Source organism: Sphingomonas hengshuiensis (assembly GCF_000935025.1).
Classification (GTDB): Bacteria; Pseudomonadota; Alphaproteobacteria; order Sphingomonadales; family Sphingomonadaceae; genus Sphingomonas; species Sphingomonas hengshuiensis.
This window is the reverse complement of sequence record NZ_CP010836.1, coordinates 2,270,445-2,294,413: the sequence shown is the minus strand read 5'-3', so window position 1 is coordinate 2,294,413 and position 23,969 is coordinate 2,270,445. Positions and strand designations below refer to the sequence as shown.

At 67.5% G+C, this 23,969-nt stretch carries 26 protein-coding genes and 1 pseudogene; 22 read left to right on the top strand and 5 right to left on the bottom strand.

Features of this window, described 5'->3' with window-relative positions; genetic code table 11:
- Nucleotides 1-43: 43 nt before the first annotated feature.
- Entirely contained in the window at nucleotides 44-1,819 is a 1,776-nt protein-coding gene (locus TS85_RS10160) for a fatty acyl-AMP ligase (RefSeq protein WP_044331997.1), read from the bottom strand.
- 120 nt (nucleotides 1,820-1,939) lie between these two features.
- Here TS85_RS10160 and TS85_RS10155 point away from each other — a divergent pair, with 120 nt between their 5' ends.
- The 5 genes and pseudogenes from TS85_RS10155 to TS85_RS24620 form a co-directional block, all read left to right on the top strand.
- The gene (locus TS85_RS10155) at nucleotides 1,940-2,467 is read left to right on the top strand and encodes a regulatory protein RecX (protein ID WP_044331996.1); all 528 of its coding nucleotides are present in this window, start codon (nucleotides 1,940-1,942) and stop codon (nucleotides 2,465-2,467) included.
- 81 nt (nucleotides 2,468-2,548) lie between these two features.
- Complete coding sequence (locus TS85_RS10150) at nucleotides 2,549-3,199, top strand: cold-shock protein (protein ID WP_077228549.1); 651 nt, start codon at nucleotides 2,549-2,551, stop codon at nucleotides 3,197-3,199.
- Between the two features lie 14 nt (nucleotides 3,200-3,213).
- Nucleotides 3,214-3,714: a DUF192 domain-containing protein gene (locus TS85_RS10145; protein ID WP_077228824.1), complete on the top strand. Its 501-nt coding sequence runs from the start codon at nucleotides 3,214-3,216 to the stop codon at nucleotides 3,712-3,714.
- A gap of 59 nt (nucleotides 3,715-3,773) precedes the next feature.
- A complete protein-coding gene (locus TS85_RS10140) occupies nucleotides 3,774-4,166 on the top strand; it encodes an NADH:ubiquinone oxidoreductase subunit NDUFA12 (RefSeq protein ID WP_044331995.1) in 393 nt (130 codons plus the stop codon).
- A pseudogene (locus TS85_RS24620) lies at nucleotides 4,163-4,591 on the top strand (DUF2155 domain-containing protein); the annotation flags it as partial. The gene TS85_RS10140 and the pseudogene TS85_RS24620, both read left to right, overlap by 4 nt.
- 35 nt (nucleotides 4,592-4,626) lie before the next feature.
- Here TS85_RS24620 and aat read toward each other — a convergent pair.
- The 3 genes from aat to TS85_RS10120 all read right to left on the bottom strand — a co-directional run bounded on the left by aat (nucleotide 4,627) and on the right by TS85_RS10120 (nucleotide 6,583).
- On the bottom strand, nucleotides 4,627-5,373 hold the full coding sequence (gene aat / locus TS85_RS10130) for a leucyl/phenylalanyl-tRNA--protein transferase (RefSeq protein ID WP_044331994.1): 747 nt from the start codon (nucleotides 5,371-5,373) through the stop codon (nucleotides 4,627-4,629).
- A 7-nt stretch (nucleotides 5,374-5,380) separates the two neighbouring features.
- Nucleotides 5,381-6,112, bottom strand: a complete 732-nt coding sequence (locus TS85_RS10125) for a ParA family protein (protein ID WP_044331993.1) — start codon at nucleotides 6,110-6,112, stop codon at nucleotides 5,381-5,383.
- A 90-nt stretch (nucleotides 6,113-6,202) separates the two neighbouring features.
- A complete protein-coding gene (locus TS85_RS10120) occupies nucleotides 6,203-6,583 on the bottom strand; it encodes a hypothetical protein (protein WP_044331992.1) in 381 nt (126 codons plus the stop codon).
- Nucleotides 6,584-6,796: 213 nt separating this feature from the next.
- Here TS85_RS10120 and TS85_RS10115 point away from each other — a divergent pair, with 213 nt between their 5' ends.
- Nucleotides 6,797-7,285, top strand: a complete 489-nt coding sequence (locus TS85_RS10115; RefSeq protein ID WP_052507830.1) for a hypothetical protein — start codon at nucleotides 6,797-6,799, stop codon at nucleotides 7,283-7,285.
- Between the two features lie 10 nt (nucleotides 7,286-7,295).
- On the opposite strand, the gene TS85_RS10110 is transcribed toward TS85_RS10115, so the two are convergent.
- A complete protein-coding gene (locus TS85_RS10110) occupies nucleotides 7,296-7,793 on the bottom strand; it encodes a DNA-deoxyinosine glycosylase (RefSeq protein WP_227698748.1) in 498 nt (165 codons plus the stop codon).
- 21 nt (nucleotides 7,794-7,814) lie between these two features.
- Here TS85_RS10110 and TS85_RS10105 point away from each other — a divergent pair, with 21 nt between their 5' ends.
- The 16 genes from TS85_RS10105 (at nucleotide 7,815) to murB (ending at nucleotide 23,945) form a co-directional block, all read left to right on the top strand.
- Nucleotides 7,815-8,147, top strand: a complete 333-nt coding sequence (locus TS85_RS10105) for a DUF962 domain-containing protein (RefSeq protein WP_044331988.1) — start codon at nucleotides 7,815-7,817, stop codon at nucleotides 8,145-8,147.
- Nucleotides 8,148-8,222: 75 nt separating this feature from the next.
- Nucleotides 8,223-9,215: a cysteine synthase A gene (locus tag TS85_RS10100; RefSeq protein WP_044331987.1), complete on the top strand. Its 993-nt coding sequence runs from the start codon at nucleotides 8,223-8,225 to the stop codon at nucleotides 9,213-9,215.
- Nucleotides 9,216-9,272: 57 nt separating this feature from the next.
- A complete protein-coding gene (locus TS85_RS10095; RefSeq protein ID WP_044331986.1) occupies nucleotides 9,273-9,578 on the top strand; it encodes a hypothetical protein in 306 nt (101 codons plus the stop codon).
- A 438-nt stretch (nucleotides 9,579-10,016) separates the two neighbouring features.
- Nucleotides 10,017-10,502 (top strand): division/cell wall cluster transcriptional repressor MraZ, encoded by a 486-nt coding sequence (locus TS85_RS10090; protein WP_044331984.1) that lies wholly within the window; start codon nucleotides 10,017-10,019, stop codon nucleotides 10,500-10,502.
- Complete coding sequence (gene rsmH, locus TS85_RS10085; protein WP_044331982.1) at nucleotides 10,499-11,446, top strand: 16S rRNA (cytosine(1402)-N(4))-methyltransferase RsmH; 948 nt, start codon at nucleotides 10,499-10,501, stop codon at nucleotides 11,444-11,446. Before TS85_RS10090 ends, rsmH begins: the two co-directional genes overlap by 4 nt.
- On the top strand, nucleotides 11,446-12,015 hold the full coding sequence (locus tag TS85_RS10080) for a hypothetical protein (RefSeq protein WP_044331981.1): 570 nt from the start codon (nucleotides 11,446-11,448) through the stop codon (nucleotides 12,013-12,015). Before rsmH ends, TS85_RS10080 begins: the two co-directional genes overlap by 1 nt.
- Nucleotides 12,012-13,718: a peptidoglycan D,D-transpeptidase FtsI family protein gene (locus TS85_RS10075; RefSeq protein ID WP_044331977.1), complete on the top strand. Its 1,707-nt coding sequence runs from the start codon at nucleotides 12,012-12,014 to the stop codon at nucleotides 13,716-13,718. The genes TS85_RS10080 and TS85_RS10075 overlap by 4 nt, the downstream gene beginning before the upstream one ends.
- Complete coding sequence (locus TS85_RS10070) at nucleotides 13,715-15,130, top strand: UDP-N-acetylmuramoyl-L-alanyl-D-glutamate--2,6-diaminopimelate ligase (protein ID WP_044331974.1); 1,416 nt, start codon at nucleotides 13,715-13,717, stop codon at nucleotides 15,128-15,130. Before TS85_RS10075 ends, TS85_RS10070 begins: the two co-directional genes overlap by 4 nt.
- A gap of 127 nt (nucleotides 15,131-15,257) precedes the next feature.
- Nucleotides 15,258-16,640, top strand: coding sequence for a UDP-N-acetylmuramoyl-tripeptide--D-alanyl-D-alanine ligase (locus TS85_RS10065; RefSeq protein WP_044331972.1), 1,383 nt, complete (start codon nucleotides 15,258-15,260; stop codon nucleotides 16,638-16,640).
- Nucleotides 16,628-17,698 carry a phospho-N-acetylmuramoyl-pentapeptide-transferase gene (gene mraY, locus TS85_RS10060; protein WP_044331970.1) on the top strand — a complete coding sequence of 357 codons (1,071 nt, stop codon included), beginning with the start codon at nucleotides 16,628-16,630 and terminating at the stop codon, nucleotides 17,696-17,698. The genes TS85_RS10065 and mraY overlap by 13 nt, the downstream gene beginning before the upstream one ends.
- On the top strand, nucleotides 17,695-19,047 hold the full coding sequence (gene murD, locus TS85_RS10055; protein ID WP_044331967.1) for a UDP-N-acetylmuramoyl-L-alanine--D-glutamate ligase: 1,353 nt from the start codon (nucleotides 17,695-17,697) through the stop codon (nucleotides 19,045-19,047). The genes mraY and murD overlap by 4 nt, the downstream gene beginning before the upstream one ends.
- Entirely contained in the window at nucleotides 19,044-20,273 is a 1,230-nt protein-coding gene (locus tag TS85_RS10050; RefSeq protein WP_044331965.1) for an FtsW/RodA/SpoVE family cell cycle protein, read from the top strand. Before murD ends, TS85_RS10050 begins: the two co-directional genes overlap by 4 nt.
- Nucleotides 20,270-21,424 carry an undecaprenyldiphospho-muramoylpentapeptide beta-N-acetylglucosaminyltransferase gene (murG, locus tag TS85_RS10045; RefSeq protein WP_044331963.1) on the top strand — a complete coding sequence of 385 codons (1,155 nt, stop codon included), beginning with the start codon at nucleotides 20,270-20,272 and terminating at the stop codon, nucleotides 21,422-21,424. Before TS85_RS10050 ends, murG begins: the two co-directional genes overlap by 4 nt.
- Nucleotides 21,425-21,436: 12 nt before the next feature.
- Complete coding sequence (murC, locus tag TS85_RS10040) at nucleotides 21,437-22,858, top strand: UDP-N-acetylmuramate--L-alanine ligase (protein WP_044331962.1); 1,422 nt, start codon at nucleotides 21,437-21,439, stop codon at nucleotides 22,856-22,858.
- On the top strand, nucleotides 22,855-23,049 hold the full coding sequence (locus TS85_RS10035) for a hypothetical protein (RefSeq protein WP_044331960.1): 195 nt from the start codon (nucleotides 22,855-22,857) through the stop codon (nucleotides 23,047-23,049). The genes murC and TS85_RS10035 overlap by 4 nt, the downstream gene beginning before the upstream one ends.
- The gene (gene murB, locus TS85_RS10030; RefSeq protein ID WP_227698747.1) at nucleotides 23,013-23,945 is read left to right on the top strand and encodes a UDP-N-acetylmuramate dehydrogenase; all 933 of its coding nucleotides are present in this window, start codon (nucleotides 23,013-23,015) and stop codon (nucleotides 23,943-23,945) included. The genes TS85_RS10035 and murB overlap by 37 nt, the downstream gene beginning before the upstream one ends.
- The last annotated feature ends 24 nt before the right edge of the window (nucleotides 23,946-23,969 follow it).

The following is a 23,969-nucleotide window of genomic DNA, read 5'->3' as shown; positions in this document are numbered from 1 at the left end:
CGCGGGCGGAACGACAATATTTGGCCGCTCCGCCCGGACGCGTTCAGGCCGCGATATCGTAGGGCTTGATCTCGCCGGTCAGGTACAGGTTGCGCGCCTTGGCCCGGCTGAGCTTGCCCGAGCTGGTGCGCGGCAGCGTGCGCGGAGGCACCAGTTCGATCACGCAGTTCATGCCCGTGACCGAGCGGACGCGCTCACGGATTTCGTTGCGCAGGCGGACGCGCTCGCTCTCGTCCGAGGTGCGGCACTGGACGAGCACTGCGGGCGTCTCTTCGCCGCCCGGCGTGGTGATCGCGAAGGCGGCGATGTCGCCCTGCTTGAAGCCAGGGAGCTGCTCCACGGCCCATTCGATATCCTGCGGCCAGTGGTTGCGGCCGTTGATGATGATCATGTCCTTGGCGCGGCCCACGATATAGATATAGCCGTCGGACAGATAGCCCATGTCGCCGGTGTCGAGCCAGCCGTCGACGAGGCAGGCATCGGTCGATTCCTGGTCGCGGAAATAGCCGACCATCACCGACGGGCCCTTGCACCACACTTTGCCGATCGCCTTTTCGGGGAGCGGGGTGCCGTCTTCCTCACGGATTTCGATCACCATGTCGCGCGCGGGCTTGCCGCAATTTACGATCGCGCGGAACCGTTGCGGGCGATCGGCGCGCGAGGTAGCGCCCGAAAGCTGGGTTTCCTCGACCAACTCGACGACGATGCCTTCGCCCGGGGGCATGATCGACACCGCCAGCGTCGCCTCGGCCAGGCCATAGCTGGGGAGGAACGCCGTCGCCTTGAACCCGGCATCGGCGAAGGCATCGACGAAAGACTGCATCACGTCGGGGCGGATCATGTCGGCGCCATTGCCCGCGACGCGCCAGCGGCTGAGGTCGAAGCGGTCGCTCGCCTTGGTCTGGCTCGACATGCGGCGCGCGCAGATATCGTAGCCGAAGGTCGGCGAATAGGAGAGGGTGGTGCCCGGATTGCGGCTGATCAGGTCGAGCCACGCCAGCGGGCGGCGGGCGAAATCCTCGGTCTTGAGATAATCGGTCGAGACCTGGTTGGCGACCACCGAGAGCAGGCACCCGACCAGACCCATGTCGTGATACCAGGGGAGCCACGACACGCAGCGATCGCCCTCGCCGACATTCATCCCGTGGCTGTGCGCCGCGAGATTGTTGAGCAGCGCGTTGTGCGTGATCGCGACGCCGTGCGGGAAGCGCGTCGAGCCGCTGGAATATTGCAGATAGGCGATGTCGTCGGTCTGCGCCTCCGGCAGCGTCACCGCCGGGGCGGGACGATCGGCGAAGGTCACCCAGTCGACGCCCTCGACTCCGGCGATCCGCGCCGCCTCTGCGCACATCGCGCCGATTTCGGGCGGGTAGATCAGCATCGTCGGATCGCAGCTGTCGAGCTGGACCTTGAGCTGGTCGATATAGCTTTGCGCGCCGCCGAAGCTGGTCGGCAGCGGGAGCGGCACCGGCCAGGCGCCGGCATAGACCACGCCAAAGAACAGCGCCGCGAATTCGGCGCCGGTTTCGGCGATCAGCGCAATGCGGTCGCGCGGCTGGACGCCCGTCGCGATCAGCCGGCGCGCCTGGACGCACGCATCCTCGCGCAGCTCCGCAAAGGAATAGGCGCGAGTCAGCGTGCCGCGCGCGTCGTGGAAATTGAGGCCGCGAACGCCCTGTGCCGCATATTCCAAGGCGTCACCCAGCGTCGCGAAGTCCGCGAGCCGGCGGGGGAGCGTGTCGTCGGTCGGAGTCGCAGCCAGCGTTTCCGCCTCACCCTCCGCCTGTTTCTCGAGCGATCCCGTAACGTCCAAATCCATTCTTTTTCTCGTGCCCCTGGGTGTATCAGGCCGTTGTGCCCCCACAACGCATTAAATGCGATCGGCTCTGCTACGCACTGTCGTTCAAAATCGGTTGCCACTGTGGCACAATCATGGCGCATGGCCAGACACCGTTCCCCGCTCGCCCCGTTGACCCCCTCCGATCTGGAGCGGTTCGCGCTGCGCTATGTCGAGCGTTTTGCGACCACCCGGGGCCGATTGGGGGACTATCTGCGGCGCAAGGTGCGCGAGCGGGGGTGGGATGGCGATGCCCCGCCGGACGTCGAGGGGGTGGCGCAGCGCATGGCCGATCGCGGCTATGTCGACGACCGGCTCTATGCCGAGGCCAAGGCCGGGGCGATGGGGCGGCGCGGTCTTGGCGCGCGCCGGGTCGCGGAGGCGCTTCGCCATGCGGGGGTGGAGGATGCGGATGCCGCCGCAGTGGCCCCCGCGGTGGAGGCCGATGCCGAGGCCGCGGCGCTCACCTTTGCGCGGCGGCGGCGGATCGGTCCGTTCGCGCTTGAAGCAGGGGATCGTGCGCAGCGGCAAAAGCAGCTCGCGGCGATGCTCCGCGCGGGCCATTCGATGACACTCTCGCGGCGCATTGTCGCGATGGCGCCGGGCGAAGACGCTGATTTTGCTGCTTAGCAGCGCAGTTGCCGAATCGCATAAACCAATTCCACTTTTGCGAAACTATGTGATAACGTAGTTGCTTGGGGGAAAGAAAAAATGCGTGCTGAGACACAGCTTGCGTCCAATCACTTTGCAGTCGCACATTCCGGGTCGCGAAACGGAGAGCAGGCGGGGGAACAGGCCGGGGGGCATGGTTTCGACGCCGGGAGCGCGCGGGGTTCGGAAGGGGCCGACGGGGGTGATCAGGAAGGAATAGCCGTCACGGGAACCGTCAAATGGTTCGACGTGACGCGGGGTTTTGGTTTCCTGGTCGCCGATGACGGGATCGGAGGCGATATCCTGATTCATTTCACGGTCCTGCAGGACCATGGCCGCCGCAGCCTGCCCGAAGGTGCGCGGGTCGAGTGCATCGCCGTCAAGCGCCAGCGCGGCTATCAGGCGCGCGAGATCGTCTCGATCGACCTGACCGAAGCCGTCGAATTGCCCAAGCGCCCGGGCGACCGCGCCGACCGTGTCAAGATGATCTCGACCGCCGGGCCGTTCGAAGCGGTGACCGTCAAATGGTTCAATCGCCTGAAGGGCTATGGTTTTCTGGTGCGCGGATCGGACTCGTCCGATATATTCGTCCATATGGAGACGTTGCGCCGCGCCGAGATCGAGGAAGTCGAACCCGGCCAGCCCTTGCAGGCGCGCATCGTCGATGGCGAAAAGGGACCGCTCGCCGTGGCGGTCGAAAGGATCGGCTGAAGGCGATGTTCGGGATGCGCAGGTTTGGCGTGGCGCTTGCCGCCGCGGGATTGCTCTTGTCCGCTGCGTGCAAGGGGGATGCCGGCGCAAATGCGGCTGAAGCGCAGGCCCCGGCAAAGCTGGCGGTGTCGATCCGCACCGCGGGCGGGGCGACTCGCCAGTTCAATGTCGAAGTGGCGCGGACGCCCGCCGAGCAGGAACGCGGGCTGATGTTCCGGACCAACCTGCCCGCCGATGGCGGCATGATCTTCACCCCCTATCCCGCCGATGGCGGTCCGCCGCGCGAGGCGAGCTTCTGGATGAAGAACACCCCGAGCCCGCTCGACATCGTGTTCATCCGCCCCGACGGGACGATCGCCACGATCGCCGAAAACACGATCCCCTTCTCCGAAACCCCGGTGAAATCGGGCGAGCCGGTGGGCGCGGTGCTGGAGATCAACGGCGGCAAGGCGGGCGAGCTGGGAATCGCGCCGGGCGACAAGGTGACATGGCAGGGGCAGGGGCAGGGCCGGTGAGCGGGGTCGCGGCGCGGATAGCGATTGCCTCGCTTCGCGCGGGTCGCTAATCGGCGCGCATGGGACTCCCTTTTCCGATCTTCACCTGGTGGAACGGCTCCACCTTCGGCACCTGGCTCGGCCGTCGCGGCAAGACTCGGGTTGGCGAGGATGCCTTGGGCAACCTCTATTTCGAAGGCGGCACCGATCCGAACGGGATACCGCGCCGCTGGGTGCTCTATAACGGTGCGACCGACGCCAGCCGGGTGCCCCCCGAATGGTTCGGCTGGCTGCATCACCAGCATGACGCCGTGCCCGACCAGTCGCTGCCGCCGGCGCGCATCTGGGAAAAGCCCGCCGAGCCGAACCTGACCGGCACGCGCGCGGCCTATCGTCCGTCGGGCGCGCTCGAAGCGGGCGGGCATCGCGCACGTTCCACCGGCGATTACGAGGCCTGGACCCCCGACGCATGACCCCGCGCGCCGGCTTTGCCGCAGCCGCGCTGCTGCTGGCACTTGGCGCATGTTCGGGGGGCGGCGAGGCCGGCAATAATTCGGTCGACGATATCGTCATCACCGGAAAGGGCGGCGCATCGGCCCCCGGAAGCTCCGATATCGTGACGGTGGGCGCCGACGGCAGCACGATCGAGGCTGCCGCGACGCCGATGAAGGACCGCGAGGCCGTGCTGGGCCTGCTCAACAAGCGCAACGGCGAAGCGCGCGAGTTCAAGCTCAAGCCCGGCCAAGCGGTGCGGATCGGCGACGTGATCGTGCGGCTGCGCGCGTGCGATCGCACGGCGCCGTGGGAAACGGACGAACTCACCGGCGCTTTCGTCCAGCTCGACGTGATGCAGGTCGATAAGAGCTGGCGGCGGGTGTTTTCGGGGTGGCTGTACAAGGAGCGCCCGGCGCTCAACGTCATTCAGCACCCCATCTACGACGTCTGGCCCAAAAGCTGCGCGATGACCTTCCGCGACAGGGGGCCGGATACGGTCGATGCTCCCGCGGGCGGGGGCGGTAATGCGTCGAGCGCGAAGAAATCGCCCGAAACCGAAGGTGCGCCGAGCGACAGCCCCGCCGAGGAAGCGCCGAGCGCGGCGCCCAGCAACGCGACATAATCGTCGCGCGGCACTTCGATCGCGCCGAGCGATTCGAGGTGGTCGGTCTGGAACTGGCAATCGAGCAGCGTGAACCCGCCGGCCTTCAGCCGCGCGACGAGATGCGCGAACGCGACCTTCGATGCGTCGCGGACCCGCGTGACCATCGATTCGCCGAAAAAGGCGCGGCCGAGCGCGAGGCCGTACAGCCCGCCGGCAAGGCGATCGCCGTCCCAGCATTCGACCGAATGCGCGAAGCCGCGGCGGTGCAGTTCGACAAAGACCTGTTCGATCGGGCCGCTGATCCAGGTGTCGGGCCGGTCCGCCGCCGATTCGGCGCAGAGCAGCAGCGTGCGCTCGAACGCGGTATCGACCGTGACGCGGAACCGGTCGGCGAGGATCGTCTTGCGCAGCGACCGCGACAAATGAAAGCCATTGAGCGGCAGGATCCCGCGCTGCTTCGGCTCGACCCAATAGACGCTCGACGCGGACCGGTGATCGGCCATCGGGAAGACGCCCATGGCATAGGCGCGCAGCACCAGATTGGGATCGATTTCCTCGAGCGGGGGCGCCGGTGCGTTCATCCGTGGCTCAACGCGCCGCGGCCAGCCGGCGTTCAATTGCAGTCCACAGCGCCGCAAAGGCCTGGGCCCCCGCAGTGCGCGGCGCAAAGGCGCCGACCGGCATCCGCCGCTCGGCCATCGATTCGAGCACGCTCGCCATCGGGATGACCGGCCAGTCGGGGCTGCGCTCCAGCGCCTCGGCATGGAGCTTGCGGCGCCGGTCGACCATCGAATGCACCGGCATCAGCGGGACTTTCCCGCCCTTGCGCGCCAGATGCGCCGATACTTCCTCGAACGCGCGAGTCGAAAGCGGGGAGGGGATGACGGGCACGACGATCAGGTCGGCGGCGCGCATCACCTGTTCGCTGGTCTCGGTCAGCCCGGGCGGGCAATCGAGCAATACCCGGTCGAAGCTGTCGCCAAGGTCGCGGAGCAGCTTGGCCAGCCGCTTCTTCTTGTCCATCTCATGGAAGGTTAGGTCGAGCGTGCGCAGCGAATGGTCGGCGGGGAGCAGCGACAGCTGCGGGATCGCGGTGGCGCGGATGAGCTTTGCCGGCGGTACGTCGCGCGTGAAGATCGCCTGTGCCTGGTCGCCGCCTGCGCCGCTGTCCCCCAGCAGCCAGGTGGCGCCCGCCTGTGGATCGAGATCCCATAACAAGGTCCGCCGCGCCGACACTGTGGCCGATGCCCAGGCGAGGTTGACCGCGAGCGTGGTTTTGCCGACGCCGCCTTTCAGGCTGTAGATCGCGATCGTGGCCATGGGCTTTCTTCCTCCGAAGGCGTCACGCTGGCACGAAAAAGGGCCGGCGGGAATGCCGCCGGCCCGGGTTTTCTCGAACGCTGCGACGGTTCAGGCGTGGCAGGTCTTGGCCGGCTGGCCCGGGAGCGTCACGCTGACGTTCTTCGGCGTGCCGGTCAGCTTGAAGCCGCCTTCGGCCTCGAACGGCTGGCCTGCTTCGGGTGCCTTGAGCATGGTCGCGGGGCCGGCCTTGTCGGTCTTGACCTGGACCTGCTTGTCGCCCTTGAAGAAGTCGACATAGACGAGCGAATTGTCGCCGCAACGCAGCGCAACGCTGGACGCGATCGCCGGCGGAAGCTCGACAGGCGCGGCATTTGCAAGCTGCGACGCCATCGGATCGGGCGTGGTGCTCGACACTTCCTCGGGGCTGTTCTGACATGCCGACAGGGCAGAGAGCGCTACGGCGGCGAAGAAAACGGGGGCTTTTTTCATAACGGGGCTGCTTTTCCTCAAGCCAGTAAGAATCGTCAAGCGTGATTCGGGATATAACATAACAATATTCTTGTGCGACGCAGCGTATCTTATCACTCGTTGCGCCGGGGTGAACCCCCGATCCCGGGTTGTTGCGTATTGTGGAGGTACGCTTGACCCAAGCGCCTGCGCGCCGCACGATTGTCGTCCCCTGTTTTGGAGAGGAATTTGAGGATGCGCGCTTTGCTGGTCGCGGCGGCGATGCTCGCGCTGGGCGGGTGCGGTTCGGGCGCGGACGAGGCCGCGGAGGCCAATCGCGCCGCGCCGCAGCCGGTGCCTCCACCGATGCTGGGCGGAGTCGATCTCAACAAGCCGGTTCGCGCGGCGGGGACCGAGCCGTTCTGGACGATCGACATCGCGCCGGGATCGATCGTCTATACCGATTTCTCGTCGGGGCAGGGCGAGCCGACCGACTTTTATCCCGTGAGCCCGAAGCTGGCGGCGGGAAGCGCGACTTTTCCGACCCAGACTCCCGCGGGCGATCCGGTGACGATCACGCTGCGCGCCGAGCCGTGTCGCGACGCGGGCGAGAAAGGGGCGGCGCAACCGCTGACCGCCGAGATCAAGATCGGCCCGCGCGGGTTCGCGGGCTGTGCGGGACCGGCGCCCGCCGAGCCCGATGCGCCCGCGCCCGCGAATGCCGTGGAGAGCAGCGCGGGCTAAGGCGCTCGGCTCAGTCGATATGGGCGTGCAATGCGGCCCAGGCCGGGCGTTTCGCGGCGAGCCCGACGGTGTGCAGCGGGCTGCTGGAGGGTAGCGCGACCAGCGTGTAGCGCGCAGCATCGGCACCCAGCGCGCGGCTGCCGTGGCGGAACGCGGTCGCGCCGTTGAACGCGATCGTGCGCAAGTTGGGGAGGCCGGCGGCGAGCGCGGCGATGTCGTGCCCCTCGACATCGCGGATCGCGGCGTCGGTGCTGCCGCTGCGGGTCGCGCTCGCCACGACATCCCACAGCCCGACATGCGCGGCGAGCAATGCCGCGAGCCGATCGGGATAGGACAGCGCGGCGATGTCGCGGTCGATCGCGGCGGAGATCAACTGCCAGAACTGGTTCTGCGGGTGCGCGTAATAGCGGCCCGCCGCGAGCGAGCGGTCGCCGGGCAAGGAGCCCAGTACGAGCAGGCGGACATGGGCGTCGATGACCGGCGGGAAGGACTGCTTGCGCATGGACATGCTGCCAGATAGCCTTGCGCCATGGCAGGTTCCATCACCCGCTACGCCGATTTCTGGCCCCATTATCTGCGCGAGCATGCGCTGCCCCGCACGCGCCATATCCATTATGCGGGCACTGCGCTCACCTTCGTCTTCGCCGCCGTCGCGCTTCGGGCGGGGGGATGGTGGTGGGCGCTGGTGCCTCTTGCCGGATATGGCTTTGCCTGGGCGGCGCATTTCCTGGTCGAGCGAAACCGCCCCGCGACCTTCACCTATCCGCTCTGGTCGCTGGTCTCGGATTACCGGATGTTCTTCCTGTGGCTGGGCGGGCGGCTGGGTCCGCATCTGCGCCGTGCCGGTGTGGCGGAGCGATAGCGGCGAAGCAGCGCTTGGGATGCGGCTATCAGCGGTTGCTTGCGGTCGCGGGGGGCGGCGCCTTATCTAGGGAGCATGCATCCAACATCCGACACGCTGGCCCTGATCGGCAACACCCCGCTCGTCCGACTGAAGGGGCCGAGCGAGGCGACCGGCTGCGACATTTACGGCAAGTGCGAATTCACCAATCCGGGCGCGTCGGTCAAGGATCGTGCGGCGCTGTACATCGTGCGCGACGCCGAGGAGCGCGGGGCGATCGCGCCGGGCGGGACGATCGTCGAGGGTACGGCGGGGAACACCGGCATCGGGCTGGCGCTCGTCGCCAATGCCAAGGGGTACAAGACGATCATCGTCATGCCCGAGACGCAGAGCCGCGAGAAGATGGACACGCTGCGTGCGCTGGGCGCCGAACTGGTGCTGGTCCCCGCCGCACCCTATTCGAACCCGGGCCATTTCGTCCACACCAGCCGCCGGATCGCCGAGGAGACCCCCAATGCGATCTGGGCGAACCAATTCGACAATATCGCCAACCGCCGCGCGCATATCGCCGGCACCGCCGAGGAAATCTGGGCGCAGATGGAGGGTCGGATCGACGGCTTCACCTGTGCGGTCGGCACCGGCGGTACGCTGGCCGGGGTCGGGCTGGGGCTGAAGGCGAAGGACGAGGGCGTGTGCATCGCGCTCAGCGACCCGCACGGCGCGGCGCTGTACGATTACTACGCGCATGGCGAGTTGAAGTCCGAGGGATCGTCGGTGGCCGAGGGCATCGGGCAGGGGCGGATCACCGGTAATCTGGAGGGTGCACCGGTCGATACCCAGTTCCGCATCTCCGACGAGGAGGGGCTCGAATGGGTGCGGCGGCTGTTGTCCGAGGAGGGGCTGTGCCTCGGGCTGTCGTCGGGGATCAACGTCGCGGGTGCGGTGCGGCTGGCGCGGCAACTGGGGCCGGGCAAGCGGATCGCGACGATCCTGTGCGACACCGGCTTCCGCTATCTCTCGACGCTGTACAACCGCGAATGGCTGACCGCCAAAGGACTGCCCGTGCCAGAATGGCTCGCCGCGCGATAGGCGGCGCGCGCGCGGGTCGACAACCCCGCGGTAATGCGTTACATTTATGCCACAGCTATGAAGTCGGACATCCATCAGGACCCAGCCCAGGCAATGCAGCGCGTTCGCGTCGGGATGACCGGGCTCGTCCTCGTGCTGGTGCTGATCGGCTTTGCCAGCGCGATGTACAGCTCGGCCAATCGCGACGAGCCGGTCAGCGCGGTCGGCGCGTCCAATGCCGATATCGTCGCGAACCTGTCCGATGCCCCCGCCCGCAAGACGGTGTCGCGCGAGAAGGACGAGCCGCTGGCGGAATTGGGCGTGGCGCCGAGCGTCGGATCGACCGACACGCCGGTCGGCGGCGGCGACAGCACGGGCCGCTAAATCCCGCCCCGATTGCGGCGACTCGCCGGATTTCCGCGATTCGCCGTGGCCCGCGGCGCTGGACCGGCCACATTTCAATCGATAGGCTGCGAAGCCCGGCAGCATTTGCAGTGCGCATTCCTTTCTGCGCGCGTGGACGCAGCCGCCTGCTCCTAAGGAATTGACCCTAGTCCGTGCCCCGCGAACCCCGATTGCGAAGGAACAAATGATAAACAAAGCAAAATCAAACCACTAACATCGTCATTTTGAGCCGGATTGTGGGGGTAATTCCCCTGAAATCCCCAAATCGCCCGTTGTTTCCCCGCCGCATCTGTGATTAAACACGATGCTTAAGGGGGCACGACCCTATCCATCGTCGTCAGAGCAGCCGGGAATGCACGCGGGAAACCTGCGCTTCCGGAGACGGTGGAGGCGTGCCCGTCTTTTGGGGTCAGGGTTTTGGCAGACAGGGAGCTCTTCGAAGGTTTTGCGCTCCAGGCGGTGGACAAAAAGGGTCGCGTCGCGATTCCGGCCGACCTGCGCGCCGCCGTCGAGCGTAACTCCGAAGTCCGCCAGATCGTCGTCGGCGTGCACCCCCATGACGCCTGCCTCTCCGCGCACGACCTCGCCTGGTCGAAGGAGAAATATGATCGCCTGGACCGCAAGGAACAGCTTGCCGCCGATCGCGGTGAGGAGGCCGATACCCGGGCCAAGCGCCGTGCCTTTGGCCAGGTAGAGAAGGCGCCGTTCGACGATAGCGGGCGCTTCGTGTTCCCGCCCTTTTTCCGCATGAAGGCAAAGATCGGCGACTGGGCATTCTTCGCCGGATCGGGCGAGACGTTCGAAATCTGGGCGCCCGAAGTGCTGCTGAAGGACGAGAACGCCGATCCGGGTCTGCGCGAGATTTGCGAATATCTGTTCCAGACCAAGGCGGCGGGCAAATGAGCGCGGCGCCCCATATCCCCGTGCTGCTCGACGAAGTGATCGACGCGCTCGCCATCGTGCCCGGCGAGCGCCACATCGACGCGACCTTCGGTGCGGGCGGATACACCAACGCAATCCTCGAGCGGGGTGCCGAGGTGGCCGCTTTCGACCGCGATCCCCATGCGATCGAAGGCGGCCAAACCCTTGTCGCCGCGGCGGACGGGCGGCTGATCCTGATCGAGGCGCCGTTCAGCCGGCTGGAGGCCGAACTGGTGGCGCGCGACCTGGTGCCCGTCGACGGCGTGACGATGGACATCGGCGTGTCGTCGATGCAGCTCGACCAGGCCGAGCGCGGCTTCTCGTTCCAGTCGGACGGCCCGCTGGACATGCGGATGGGCGGCGACGGGGTGACTGCCGCCGAATGGCTGAACAGCGCCGACGAAGCCGAGATCGCCGACGTGCTGTACCAATATGGCGAGGAGCCGCGCTCGCGCCGGGTCGCCGGGGCGATCGTGCGCGCGCGCCCGCTGACGCGCACCGGCGAACTGGCGAACGTCGTCCGCAAGGCGCTGGGCTACAAGCCGCATGACAAGAAGGACCCGGCGACGCGGACCTTCCAGGCGGTGCGCATCTTCATCAACCGCGAGCTGGACGAACTGGCCGAGGGGCTGGCGGCGGCGGAGCGCGTGCTGGCGCCCGGCGGGCGGCTGGTCGTGGTGACGTTCCACAGCCTGGAGGACAGGCTGGTCAAGCGCTTCCTGCGTGAGCGCAGCGGTAGCGAGCCTGCGGGATCGCGGCATCGCCCCGCGATCGGCCCCCGCGCCGAGCCAAGTTTTGAGACTCCCGCCAAGGCCGTCCGGCCCAGTGAGGCGGAGATAGCGCGTAACCCGCGCGCCCGTTCGGCCACGCTGCGCGTCGCGCGGCGGACCGGCGCGGCGCCGTGGACCAGTGAAGGAATGGCGTAATGGCAGTGCAGAGCTTCAACGGATTGGGGTGGTTCCTGTGCGGCGCGATCATCGCACCGGGATGCTATCTGGTTAATTCGCACGGCGCGGCCGAACAGGCGCGGCTGAACGCGACCAAATATGCCATCCTTCAGGCGCAGAAGGACATCCGGTCGCTGGAAACCGAATTCAACACGCGCGCCAATCTGGTGCAGCTCGAACGCTGGAGCGGCGGCGAGGGGCTGGCGCTCGCGCCGGCGGCGCCGGAGCAATATCTGGCGGGCGAGTCCGCGCTCGCCAGCCTGGGCCAGACGCCCGACGTGCAGGTTGCGTCGCTGGTCGTGCCGGTCGCCGCGACCCCGGTGCAGACTGCCGCAGCGACAGTGGCGCCGGGCCCCAATCCCGGCCAGACGCCGCCGCGTGAGGCCGTCGCGGCAAAGAGAGTGGCGCAGCAGGACAGGGAACTCCACAAGCTGATGAAGAAGGCGGATCGCCAGGCAGTGGCGATGGTCGAGCGCGGTGTGTTGAGCGCGTCGACGATCGACGACCTGCAAAAGCTGGCGAAGCGCGAGAAGCTGGCGCTCCGTTGATCGTCGTCGTCGCCCCTTCGGCGCGCCGTCGCCGGTCGGGTGGCGGGCGTCAGGCGCTAGTCGCGGTCGCGCAGGTGCGGCTGATGATCCTGTCGCTGCTGTTCGGCTTCGGGATGCTCGTCGTCATCGGCAAGCTGGCGCTGCTCGCCCTGTGGGCGGAGCCTGCGACGGCGCGCGACATTGCCGCCGCGCTGGTGCCCGTGCGCGGCGATATCGTCGATCGCAACGGTGCGCCGCTCGCCCGCTCGATCGATGCCTGGTCGATCGCGATCCACCCCGACAAGGTCATCGCCGACAAGGGCGAGCTGGCGCAGAAGCTCGCCGCGCTGATTCCCGATCAGCCGGCGTCGCGCTATTATGCGCTGCTGAACGCGGGGGGCAGCTTCGCCTATCTCAAGCGGCGGGCGATGCCCGAGCTGGTCGACGCCGTAAACGCGCTGGGCGAGCCCGCGATCGAGTTCCAGCGCGAGCCCGACCGGTTGTACCCGCAATCGGGGATGGCGGCGCATGTGCTGGGCTATCTCGACGACCAGGGGCGCGGCGTCTCCGGCATGGAAAAGGTGCTCGAACCGCGGCTCGCCGACCCGGCACAGCGCGGCCAGCCGGTAGCGCTGTCGATCGACGCGCGGGTGCAGGCGGCGATGGAAAGCGAGCTGGGCAATGCGATGACCGCATTCCAGGCGCAGGGCGCGGCGGGCGTGATGCTCGACGTGGCGACGGGGGAAATCGTCGCGATGGTGTCGCTCCCCAGCTTCAACCCCAATGCGATTGCTGGCATCCCGCCGCGCAACAACGTGACCCAAAGCGTGTACGAGCTGGGATCGACCTTCAAGCCGCTGGCGGTGGCGGCGGGGCTCGAGACGGGCGTAGTCACTTCGATGTCGCGGCGCTTCGATGCGACCAAGTCGCTTCAGGTCGGGCGTTTCAAGATCAACGACGATCCGGGCGACGAGCAGTTTCGCTGGCTCAACATCCCCGAAACGCTGATTTATTCGTCCAACATCGCCACGGCGCGGATCGCGGACGAGATCGGTGCGGAGCGGTTGCAGGCGATGTACCGCAAGCTCGGCTTCGACACGCGCCCGGCGATCGAGACCGATGGCGCGCGTCCGCTCTGGCCATCGTCCTGGGGGCGGATCACGGTGATGACGACGGCCTATGGCCATGGCATCGCGGTTACCCCGCTGCATCTCGCCAACGCCTATGCGGCGATGGTCAATGGCGGCATCCTGCGCCCGACCACCTTGCTGAAGGTCGAGCCGGGCAAGGCCGCTGCGGGCGTTCGCGTCATGTCGGAGGCGACGAGCGCGCGCATGCGCCAGCTGCTGCGGCTGATCGTGCTGCGCGGCACCGGGCGCAAGGGCGAGGCTATCGGCTATCGCATCGGCGGCAAGACCGGCACCGCCGAGGCGGCGTCGGGCGGGGGGTATGACAAGCATCGCAACGTTTCTACGTTCGCGGCGGCTTTCCCGATCGACGCGCCGCGCTATGTGGTGATTGCCATGCTCGACTCACCCAAGGGCAATGCCCAAAGCTTCGGCCTCACCACTGCCGCCTGGACGGTGGCACCGGTGGTCAGCCGCCTCGTCAACCGCACCGGCGCGATGCTGGGCGTGCGGCCCGATACCGTGCGCGATATCGACGTCAGCGACCTCACCCCGATGATCTGGGAAGGCCCCAAGCCGAAAAAGGGCGCGGAATGAGGCTCGGCACGCTCACGGGCGGCGATGCGGGCGCCGTCGTCACCGGCTTTGCGATCGATCATCGCAAGGTGGCGCCGGGGACGATCTTCGGCGCATTCCAGGGGACGCAGGTCAATGGCGAGGACTTTATCCCCGCCGCCGTGAAGGCCGGGGCGATCGCGGTGGTCGCGCGGCGGGGGGCGGTGGTCGAGGGCGCGCTCCACATCGCCGACGACAATCCGCGCGAGAAATTCGCCCAGCTTGCGGCGCAATTCTTTGCGCCGTTTCCGGGCATTGCGGTCGCGGTGACCGGGACCAACGGCAAGACATCGGTGGTCGAGATGACGCGCCAGCTCTGGCGGATGGCAGGGTTCCACGCCGCGTCGATCGGCACGCTCGGCGTCACCACTGCGGACGAGCGGGTGAGCACCGGGCTGACCACGCCCGACATCGTCACCTTCCTGTCGAACGTCGCCGGGCTGGCGCGCGAAGGCGTGACGCATCTGGCGTTCGAGGCTTCGTCGCATGGCCTGTCCCAGTATCGGACGGAGGGTCTGCCGGTGCGCGCGGCGGCGTTCACCAATCTCAGCCGCGACCATCTCGATTATCATGGCGACATGGCTGCCTATTTCCACGCCAAGCTGCGGCTGTTCGCCGATGTGCTGGATCTGGACGGCGCGGCGGTGGTGTGGGCGGACGATCCCAATTCGCCACGCGTCGAGGATCTGGCGCGCGCACGCGGTAACCGGCTCGTCACGGTCGGCGAGCATGGCGAGACGCTGCGGCTGGTCGGCCGCGAGCCGACCTTGCTGGGGCAGGGGCTGACGATCGAGGCGGAGGGACAGGTGTACACGGTCAACCTGCCGCTGATCGGCGCCTATCAGGCGGCGAACGCGCTGACTGCCGCGGGGCTCGTGATCGCGACTGGCGGCGATGTCGCGGCGACGATCGCCAATCTGGCGCGGCTGCAGCCGGTGCGCGGGCGGCTGGAGCGCGCGGCGATCACCCAGGCGGGGGCGCCGGTCTATGTCGATTATGCGCATACCCCGGACGCGCTGGAGGCGGCGATCGCGGCGCTGAAGCCGCATACCAGCGGGCGGCTGATCCTGATGTTCGGCGCCGGCGGCGACCGCGACCGGGGCAAGCGCGAACCGATGGGGCAGGCGGCGGCAGCGGGGGCGGACAGGGTGATCGTCACCGACGACAACCCGCGCGGCGAGGACCCGGCGGCGATCCGCGCCGAAATCCTGAAGGGCGCGCCTGACGCGACCGAGATCGGCGACCGCCGCGCGGCGATTGCGGCTGCGGTGGCGATGGCGGGATCGGAGGACATCGTGCTGCTGGCCGGCAAGGGGCATGAACAGGGCCAGATCGTGGGTGACCGGGTGCTGGCGTTCGACGATGTTGCGGTCGCGCGGGAGTGCGCGGCGTGAGGGGGGTGATTGCGCTGTTCCCCTTCCGCTTGCGGGAGGGGCTAGGGGAGGGGACATCGCCTATTTCACGAACGCCGGAGAGTTTTCAGGCCCTCCCCCGACCCCTCCCGCAAGCGGAAGGGGAGCGATGATTCGCCTGTGGACCTCCGACGAGATAGCGCTGGCGACCGGCGGCTCGGTCTCTGGCGCGTTCACCGTTTCCGGCGTCGCGTTCGATTCGCGTGAGATCGGTCCCGGCGACCTGTTCCTCGCGCTCAAGGGCGAGAGCACCGACGGGCATCGCTTCCTCGACCAGGCCTTTGCGCAGGGTGCGGCGGGGGCGCTGGTTTCGGAGGCGACGCCGCATCCGCATGTGAAGGTGGCGGACACCGTCCTCGCACTCGACGCGCTGGGCATTGCCGCGCGCGGGCGGATGGCGGGGAAGGTGATCGGCGTCACCGGGTCGGTCGGCAAGACCGGGACCAAGGAAGCGCTGTTCGCCGCGCTCGACCGCAACGATCCCGGCTGCGCGCACCGATCGGTCAAAAGCTACAACAACCATACCGGCGTCCCGCTCAGCCTGGCGCGGATGCCGCAAACGGCGCGGTATGGCGTGTTCGAAATGGGGATGAACCATGCCGGCGAGCTGGCCCAGCTCACCCGGCTGGTGCGGCCGCATGTCGCGATGGTGACGACGATTGCGCCGGCGCATATGGGGTTTTTCGAAAGCGAAGCCGCGATTGCCGATGCCAAGGGCGAGATTTTCCAGGGGCTGCTGCCCGGCGGCACGGCGATCGTGCCGTTCGACAGCCCGCATCGCGAGCGGCTGACCGCAGCGGCGGCACCGCATGCCGCGCGGATCGTGACCTTCGGCACCGGCGAGGGCGCCGATTTCCGTGCGGTCGAGGCGATGCGCACCAGCACCGGCGGCACGTTTGTGACCGCGCGGTTCGACCGGCGCGAGCTGAGCTTCACGCTGGCGCAGCCGGGCGCGCATTGGGTGTCCAATGTGATGGGTATCCTGGCCGCAGTCGACGCAGTGGGCGGCGATCTGGAGCTGGCGGGGCTGGCGCTGGCCGAGATGGGCGGGCTTGCCGGGCGCGGCGCGCGGCTGACCGTGCCGGTGGCCGGCGGCACCGCGCTGGTGATCGACGAGAGCTACAACGCCAACCCCGCATCGATGCGCGCGACGCTGGCGGTGCTGGCGCACGAGCCGGGCCGCAAAATCGCGGTGCTGGGCGAGATGCGCGAGCTGGGGGTGCATTCGGACGCGTTCCATGCCGAGCTGTCCGGGCCGGTGAAAGTGGCGAACATCGCCTATGCGATCCTTGTCGGCGAGGCGATGGCCCCGCTCGCGAAGGCGCTTGAGGGCCAGATCGATTTCGTCCATGTGCCCGACGCCTCAGCGGCGCGCGACCGGCTGGACGCCGTGCTGGCGCCGGGCGATTCGGTCCTCGTCAAGGGTTCGAACGGCGTGCGGCTATCGACGCTCGTGGCCGCGCTGGCGGAAAGGCAACCATGCTCTACCTGATCGCGTACCATCTGGGATTTCCCAGTGTTCTCAATCTGTTCCGCTATTTGTCGTTCCGTACCGGGGCGGCGGTGGCGACTGCGTTGCTCATCGGATTGCTGATCGGGCCGAAGTTCATCGGCTGGCTGCGCGTGCGCCAGGGCAAGGGGCAGCCGATCCGCACCGACGGCCCGCAGACCCACCTCGCCAAGCGCGGCACGCCGACGATGGGCGGGCTGATGATCCTGACTAGCTTGATGTTGTCGCTGCTGTTGTGGATGGACCTGAGCAACCCGTTCGTATGGGCGTGCATGTTTGTTACGTTCGGGTTCGGGATGATCGGGTTCCTCGACGACTATGACAAGGTCCGCAAGGCGAGCACCGCGGGCGTATCGGGCAAGGTGCGGCTGCTCGGCGAGTTCGCGATTGCGGGCATCGCGAGCTGGATCATCCTGTCGCAGAGTTCGACCGAGCTGTACGTGCCGTTCTTCAGCTGGATCCACCCGGATCTGGGCTATTTCTACATCCTGTTCGCCGCCTTCACGATCGTCGCGTTCGGCAATGCCGTCAACCTGACCGACGGGCTGGATGGCCTCGCGACGATGCCGGTGGTGATCGCGAGCATGGCGTTCATGCTGATCGCGTATCTGGCGGGCAACAAGGTGTTCGCGACCTATCTGGGCATTCCGCACATTCCGGGGGCGGGCGAGCTGGCGATATTCTGTGGCGCGATGATCGGGGCGGGGCTGGCCTTCCTGTGGTTCAACGCGCCCCCGGCGGCGGTGTTCATGGGCGATACCGGGAGTCTCGCACTGGGCGGCGCGCTGGGGGCGATTGCGGTGACCGCGCATCACGAGCTGGTGCTGGGAATCATCGGCGGGCTGTTCGTGATCGAGGCGCTGAGCGTCATCATCCAGGTGTTCTTCTTCAAGCGCACCGGCAAGCGCGTGTTCAAGATGGCGCCGATCCACCATCATTTCGAACAGCTTGGCTGGTCGGAGCCGACGGTGGTGATCCGCTTCTGGATCATCGCGTTCGTGCTGGCGCTGGCCGGTCTTGCGACGCTGAAGCTGCGGTGATCACCAGCGCGTCCTGGCGCGGCAAACGCTATGCGGTGCTGGGGCTGGCGCGGTCCGGCGCGGCGACGCTCAATGCGTTTTTGTCGGCAGGCGCGAAGGTCACGGCCTGGGATGCCAGTGCCGACAACCTTACGAAGGTGAAGGCGCATTTCGGCGCGGAGAACGATCCTCCCGGCAGTGGCATCACGTTCGTGGAATCGGGCGCGCGATTGACCTTTGCCGATCCGCTCGAACTCGACCTCACCGGTTTCGCGGGGGTCGTGGTGTCGCCGGGCGTGCCGATCATCCGGCATCCGATCCGGGAGAAGGCCGCGACCGCGCATGTCCCTCTGATCGGCGACATCGAGCTGTTCGCCGAAGCGCGCACGTCGCTCCCGCCGCACAAGGTCGTCGGGATCACCGGCACCAACGGCAAGTCGACCACCACCGCGCTGATCCACCATATCGTCGAGGCCGCAGGCATCCCGACGCGCCTTGGCGGGAATATCGGGTTGCCGATCCTGGGGCAGGACCCGCTGCCTGCTGGCGGGGTCTATGTGCTGGAGCTGTCGAGCTATCAGATCGACCTGACGCACAGCCTCGATTGCGACGTCGCGGTGCTGCTCAACATCACGCCGGATCATCTCGATCGCTATGCCGGGTTCGATGCCTATGCCGCGTCCAAGGCGCGGTTGTTCGGGATGCAGAGCCCCGGCCATGCCGCGATCATCGGCATCGGCGACGCCCCCAGCGCCGCCATCGCGCGCGATATTGCGGTGGGTGGCCGCAGCGCCGACCTGACCAAGATCGCGCCGGGCGTGTGCATGGACCAGTCGCGTTGGCCCGCGTTGCAGGGGCCGCACAACGCCCAGAACGCACTCGCCGCCATCGCCGCGTGCCAGGCACTCGGCATTGCGCAGGACGCGATCGACCGGGGGCTGGAGAGCTTTCCCGGGCTGCCGCACCGGATGGAGCGGGTCGCGAGCCGGAACGGCGTCACCTTCGTCAATGACAGCAAGGCGACCAATCCCGAATCCGTCGCGCCTGCGCTGGCGGCCTATGATCGCATTCACTGGATCGTGGGGGGCGCGCCCAAGACCGACAGCCTGGAGGCGTGTCGCCCAGGTTTCGGGCATGTCGTGCGTGCCTATACCATCGGTAACGCTGGAGAAATGTTCGCCGGGCTGCTGGAGGGCGATGTGCCCGTCGAGCGATCGGGGACGCTGGAGGCCGCCGTGCAAAGCGCCGCCGCCGCTGCAAAGTCGGGCGATACCGTGCTGCTCTCGCCCGCCTGTGCCTCGTTCGACCAGTTTCGCGACTATGAGCATCGCGGGCAGGCGTTCCGCGATGCCGTGGGGGCGCTGAAATGAACGAGGTCGCCGAGGCGGAGACCGTCGGCGCCGAAGTGAAGAGGCGCGTTCAGAAACAGCTTGGCCGCGCCAGCACGTCGCGCGCAGGCATGTGGTTCTGGGAAGTCGATCGCGTGCTGTTGCTGCTCACGCTGTTCCTGATGGCGATCGGGCTGGTCGCGGTGGCGGCGGCATCGCCCGCGACGGCGCGGCGCTATTCGGACGCGACGCACATCATGGCGCCGATGCATTATTTCTGGCGCCAGCTAATGTGGGTGTGCGTGTCGGTGCCGGTGCTGGTCGCAGTTTCGATGCTCCCGATCAAACTCGCGCGGCGGCTGTCGCTGATCGGCGCGATATTGTTCACGGCGATGCTGTTCGTGCTGCCGCTGGTCGGGGCAGAGGTGAACGGGGCCAAGCGCTGGATCGGCGTCGGCATTTCGCAATTCCAGCCCTCCGAATTCCTCAAGCCGCTGTTCATCGTGTCGACCGCGTGGATGCTGTCGTTCCGCGCGCGCGACCCCGAATTGCCGGTGCTGTTCGTGACGGGCGCGATGACTGCGCTGATCGGCGTGCTGCTGATGCTCCAGCCCGATTTCGGGCAGACGATCGTGTTCGCGCTGGTGTGGCTGATCCTGCTGATGATCTCGGGCATATCGCCGCTGGCGATCGGCGGGCTGATGGGGACTGCGGTGGCGGGCGTCGTTGCGGCCTATCTGTTTTACGGCACCGCGCGGACGCGGATCGACAATTTCCTGTTCCCGACCAAGGAGGCAGCGCTCCACGATCGCTACCAGATCGAAATGGCGCATGCGACGCTGACCGAGGGTGGGCTGACCGGCACCGGGCCGGGCGGCGGACAGATGAAGTTCAGGCTGCCCGAGGCGCATACCGATTATATCTTCTCGGTGATCGGCGAGGAGTTTGGGCTGATATCCTGCGCGGTGATCGTGCTGCTCTATGCCGCGATCGTGATCCGGGTGTTCATGCGGATGATCGACGAGGAGGATGCCTTTGTCCTGCTCGCGGCATCGGGGCTGGCGGCGCAGTTCGGGGTGCAGGCGCTGATCAACATGGCGGTGAACACCGGCATTGCCCCGTCCAAGGGGATGACGCTGCCGTTCATCAGCTATGGCGGGTCTTCGATGATAGCTTTGTCGATCGGGATGGGCCTATTGCTCGCTTTCACGCGGCGAAACCCGTATCTGAAGCGGTCTCCCTATACGGGGCGGTGGAGCAAGGGATGACGAATTCACGATGCTATGTGCTCGCGGCAGGCGGCACGGGCGGACATATGGTCCCGGCGGCGGCGCTGGCGGCGGAGCTGATTGCGCGCGGGCATCACGTCGCGCTGGTCAGCGACGATCGCGGGGTGCGCTTTCCGGGGCTGTTCGACAATATCGAGACGCACGTCCTGCCCGCGGGGCGGCTGGCGGGCGGGCCGATCGGCTATCTGAAGGCGATGGCCAAGATGATGGCCGGGCGATCGATGGCGCGGCGGCTGTACAAGGAATTGCGGCCCGCGGCGGTGATCGGGTTCGGCGGATACCCGGCGATGCCCGCGCTGCTCGCGGCGTTCCGCGCGGGCATTCCGACGATCGTGCACGAGCAGAACGCCGTGCTGGGCCGGGTCAACCGCTTCGTTGCGGGCAAGGTGGACGCGATCGCCACCTCCTATGAAGACGTCGAGCGGCTCAAGCCGGGCTGGGCGGCGAAGACGCATCTGGTGGGCAATCCGGTGCGCGAGGCGGTGCTGGCGCTGCGCGACCGGCCCTATCCGATCCTCGAGGAGGACGGCATCTTCCGCGTGCTCGTGACCGGCGGGAGCCAGGGTGCGACGGTGCTGAGCCAGGTCGTGCCCGACGGGCTCGCGCTGCTCCCCGTCCATTTCCGCCGCCGGTTGCAGGTGACGCATCAGGCGCGGATCGAGGACATTGACGCGGTGCGCGCCAAATATCAGGCGCATGGCATTCCCGCCGACCTCTCGACCTATATCGCCGACATGCCCGAGGCGCTGGCATGGGCGCATGTCGTGATCGCGCGCGCGGGCGCCTCGACGATTTCGGAGCTGACCGCAGCGGGGCGCCCCGCGATCCTGGTGCCGCTGCCCAGCGCGACCGACGACCACCAGACCGCGAATGCGCGCGAGATCACCGCGGCGGGCGGCGCGCGGACGATTCCGCAGCGCGCCTTCACCGCGCCCGAACTCGCCAAGCAGATCCAGAAGCTGGGGCTCGACACCCAGGGGCTGGAGAATGCAGCGGCGCGGGCGCGAAGCTGTGGCCGGCCACATGCGGTGCGCGACCTCGCCGACTTGGTCGAATCGATTCACGCCCCGACCGCACCGATCCATGTGCGCCGGGCAGCCATGCAGGGCGGAAGGCCCGCTTATGCATAAGGACTTTGACGCATGAAGGGTGTCGCAACCGACATCGGTACCATCCATTTCGTCGGCATCGGCGGCATCGGCATGTCGGGCATCGCCGAGGTGATGCACAATCTGGGCTATAAGGTTCAGGGTTCTGACGTTGCCGAAAGCACCGTGATCGAGGCGCTGCGCGGGCGCGGGATCGTGGTGACGATCGGGCATAGCGCCGACAATCTGGGCGATGCGGCGGTGGTCGTGGTCTCGACTGCGATCGTGCGCACCAACCCCGAGGTGGAAGCCGCCTATGAGCGCCGCGTCCCCGTGGTGCGCCGCGCCGAGATGCTCGCCGAGCTGATGCGGCTGAAATCCACCGTCGCGGTGGCGGGGACGCATGGCAAGACGACCACGACGTCGATGGTCGCGGCTTTGCTCGATGCGGGCGGGGTCGATCCGACCGTGATCAACGGCGGAATCATCAACCAATATGGCTCGAACGCCCGGCTGGGCGACAGCGAGTGGATGGTGGTGGAGGCCGATGAGAGCGACGGCAGCTTCCTGCGGCTGGACGGCACGATCGCGGTCGTCACCAATATCGATCCCGAGCATCTCGACCATTATGGCGATTTCGATTCGGTGAAGGATGCGTTCGTCGAGTTCGTCGAGAATGTGCCCTTTTACGGCGCGGCGTTGCTGTGCCTCGATCACCCCGAAGTGCAGGCGATCATCCCGCGCGTGCGCGACCGGCGGATCGTCACCTATGGCTTTGCTGCCAGCGCCGATGTGCGCGGGGTGAACGTGACACCGCATTCGGGGGGCAACCGCTTCGAGGCGATCATCCGCCACCGCGACGGCACGACGCGGTCGATCGAGGGGATCGAGCTGCCGATGCCGGGGCGCCACAATGTCCAGAACGCGCTGGCCGCGATCGGCGTGGCGCTGGAGCTGGGCATTCCCGACGTCACGATCCAGAAGGGCTTTGCCCGGTTCGGCGGGGTCAAAAGGCGCTTTACCAAGGTGGGCGAGACGCAGGGCGTGACCGTGATCGACGATTACGGCCATCATCCGGTGGAGATCCGCGCCGTCCTGTCCGCCGCGCGCGAAAGCGCCGAGGGGCGGGTGATCGCGGTGATGCAGCCGCATCGTTACTCGCGGCTGGGCAATCTGATGGATGACTTCGCCCAGGCGTTCAACGACGCCGACATGGTCTATATCGCCCCGGTCTATGCCGCGGGCGAGGCGCAGCGCGAGGGCGTGGATGCCGATGCGCTGGTCGAGGGGATCAAGCGGCGCGGGCATCGTGCGGTGGCGGCGGTCGCCGATGCCGAGGCGCTGGCGGCGGCGCTGGCCGAGGTGACGGTGCCCGGCGACATGGTCGTGTGCCTGGGCGCGGGCGACATTACCAAATGGGCGGCGGGGCTGGCCGCGGGGATCGAGGCGGCACGGCAACAGGAGCGGGTGGCATGAGCGACTGGTTCTCCACGGCGATCGAGATGCAGCGCGAGATCATCCGCGCGCAGGAGGCGCAGATCGACGCGGCGCAAAAGATGCTGGACGCAGGCAAGCAGATGACCGCGCTCCAGGAGGCGGGGCAAAAGGCCGCCGAGGCGAACATGGCGGCATGGCAGCAATGGGCGCGGCTTTGGGGATGGAAGTGATCGCGGCGGCGACGCTCCCCCAGGTCCGCGGCAAGCTGACCGCCGACGCGCCGCTGGCGCCGCTCGTTTGGTTCAAGAGCGGCGGCACGGCGGAGTGGCTGTTCGAGCCCGCCGATGCCGAGGATCTGGTCGCGTTCCTGCGCGACCTCGATCCCGCGGTGCCGGTGATGGGGCTGGGGCTCGGATCGAACATGATCGTGCGCGACGGCGGGGTGGCGGGCGTGGTGGTGCGGCTGGGCAAGGCGTTTGCGGCGGTCGAGGTGCTCGACGCGGTGACGCTACGGTGCGGCGGCGGGGCTTCGGGCATATTGGTGTCGTCCAAGGCGCGCGATGCGGGGATCGGCGGCGTCGAGTTCCTGCGATCGATCCCCGGCACGGTCGGCGGGTTCGTGCGGATGAATGGCGGCGCCTATGGCCGCGAGACGTGCGATATATTGGTCGAGTGCGAGGTGGTGCTGCGATCGGGCGAACGCCGGGTGCTGGCGAACGCCGATCTGGGCTATAGCTATCGGCACAGCAGCCTGCCCGAGGGGGCGATCGTGGTGTCGGCGACGTTCCGGGGCTTTCCCAAGCCTTCGGACGAAATCCAGGCCGAGATGGACCGCATCGCCGCCGCGCGCGAGGAATCGCAGCCGCTGCGATCAAAGACCGGCGGATCGACCTTCAAGAACCCAGAGGGCCACAAGGCCTGGGCATTGGTCGACGCCGCCGGATGCCGGGGTTTGCGGCGGGGCGATGCGCAGGTTAGCGAAAAACACTGCAATTTCCTGCTCAACCTGGGCAATGCGACCAGCGCCGACATCGAGGCGCTGGGCGAGGACGTCCGCGCGCGGGTGCAGGCGCAGTCCGGCGTGACGCTGGAATGGGAAATCCAGCGGGTGGGGGTTAGCAAGTGATGGTGATTTCTTCGATCCTCCCCG